Origin of the sequence: Pseudomonas sp. BS-2016 (assembly GCF_001806145.1) — a bacterium.
In the GTDB taxonomy this organism is placed as follows: domain Bacteria; phylum Pseudomonadota; class Gammaproteobacteria; order Pseudomonadales; family Pseudomonadaceae; genus Aquipseudomonas; species Aquipseudomonas lundensis.
In genome coordinates, this window is the sequence record NZ_MLCT01000160.1 from 1 (window position 1) to 1,857 (window position 1,857).

Annotated in this window: 2 protein-coding genes; both read right to left on the minus strand. The window is 64.5% G+C overall.

What is annotated here, in order from left to right:
• Nucleotides 1-33: 33 nt before the first annotated feature.
• Nucleotides 34-1,410 carry a sigma-54 dependent transcriptional regulator gene (locus BKD70_RS23300; RefSeq protein ID WP_070415488.1) on the minus strand — a complete coding sequence of 459 codons (1,377 nt, stop codon included), beginning with the start codon at nt 1,408-1,410 and terminating at the stop codon, nt 34-36.
• A 7-nt stretch (nt 1,411-1,417) separates the two neighbouring features.
• Nucleotides 1,418-1,857 (minus strand): PAS domain-containing sensor histidine kinase (locus BKD70_RS23305; RefSeq protein WP_139145826.1); only part of this gene is annotated, 440 nt, incomplete at its 5' end.

The window sequence follows — 1,857 nt, forward strand, 5'->3', positions numbered from 1 at the left end:
TCGCTCCTACAAAAAAACGGTATGGGCGCGAAGTCAGGTGGCGAACAGATAGGCTTCCACATCCATACCGGCGTCGCGCATCTGCGCCAGCTTGTAGCGCAAGGTACGCGGGCTGATGCCCAGGCGCTCGGCCGCTTCTTTGCGGCGGCCACGTTCAGCGCGCAGGGTGTCGATGATCATCTGGAATTCGCGGCGGCGCAGGTCATCGCCCAAGGCACCGGCTGATTCAGCCTCGACGACCACTGGAGCCGGGGCCAGGCTCGGCAACGGCGCAGCGCCATTGCCCATGGCCAGGCAGAAATCCTGCGGCTGGATCAAACCGCCCTGCTGCAAAATCAGCGCACGCTGGATCGCGTTGTCCAACTCGCGCACGTTGCCCGGCCATGGGTAACTGACCAGGCACGCCTGCGCCTCGGGCGATAAACGCGCCTGGGCATGCTTCATTTTTTTGACGTGGTTGTTCAGCAGGCGCTCGGCCAGGGGAATGATATCCGCCGGGCGCTCACGCAATGGGCGCCAGGCCAGCGGGAACACCGACAACCGGTAGAACAGGTCTTCACGGAAGCGCCCCGCCGCCACTTCACCCGCCAAGTCGCGGTTGGTGGTGGCGACCACGCGGATATCCAGCTGGATCGGCTTGCGTGCGCCCACGCGCTCCACTTCACGCTCCTGCAATACCCGCAGCAACTTGGCTTGCAGGCCCAGGGGCATTTCCGAGATTTCGTCGAGCAGAATGGTGCCGCCGTCGGCTTGTTCGAACTTGCCGGCCTGGGCCGCGATGGCGCCGGTGAACGAGCCCTTTTCATGGCCAAACAAGGTGGCTTCCAGCATGTTGTCGGGGATCGCCGCGCAGTTGATCGCAATGAACGGTTGTTTGGCACGGCCCGATTGCTGGTGGATATAACGCGCCAGCACTTCTTTACCGGTGCCGGACTCGCCGGAAATCAGCACAGTGGAATCACTGCGCGCCACCCGCGCTGCCAGTTCCAGCAATTGCGCGCTGGCCGGCTCAAAGGCAATCGGGCCATCGCCGTCGGCTGCGGGCATCACGCCCAGGGCATGCCGGGCGACCAGTTCGATCAACGCCTTGGGTTCGAACGGCTTGACCAGGTAATCCGCCGCGCCCTGACGCATGGCATCCACCGCCCGCTCCACCGCGCCATGGGCGGTCATCAGCAGCACCGGCAGTTGCGGCTGGCGCACCCGCAGCAGGCCGAGCAACTGGTGGCCGTCCATGCCGGGCATGTTGACGTCGCTGACCACCAGGCTGAAGGTTTCCTGCTCGACCGCCTCCAAGGCTTCCTCGGCAGAGCCGACCGCACGGTAGTCATGGCCCGCCAACAGCAGCGTGTCAGCCAATGCTTCACGCAGGGCGCGATCGTCTTCCACCAATAAAACCTTGATAGCCATCATCCTCTTACTCCGCGCTTGCCGCGCTGGAAAACAGCGGCAAGGTCATCAATGCACAGGTGCCACGCCCCAGGCGCGAACGCAGCTGCAATTGTCCCTGATGGGCACGGGCCACTGCCTTGACCACGGTCAGGCCCAGGCCAGTGCCGTTGGTCTTGGTGGTAAAAAACGGCTCGCCCAGGCGCTGCAGCACCTGCGGGGCGATACCGCTGCCGCTGTCGCTGACGCACAGACGCAGGGTTTGTCCGCGGCTATACAGGTGCACTTTCAGGCGCGCCCCGGGGCCACTGGCCTGGGTAGCGTTTTCGATCAGGTTGAGCAGCGCGCCCACCAGGGAGTCGCGGTTGCACAGCAATTCGCCCTGGTGGCTGTCGCACTGCCAGCGCAGGTTGGCCTCCTGCACATGGGTCGCCGCTGCCGCTTGCAGCGACTGCATCAAACCGGCAG

Excerpts from the sequence above, each read along its gene's own strand:
- BKD70_RS23300 (WP_070415488.1), bottom strand. The coding sequence starts at position 1,410 with ATGGCTATCAAGGTTTTATTGGTGGAAGACGATCGCGCCCTGCGTGAA.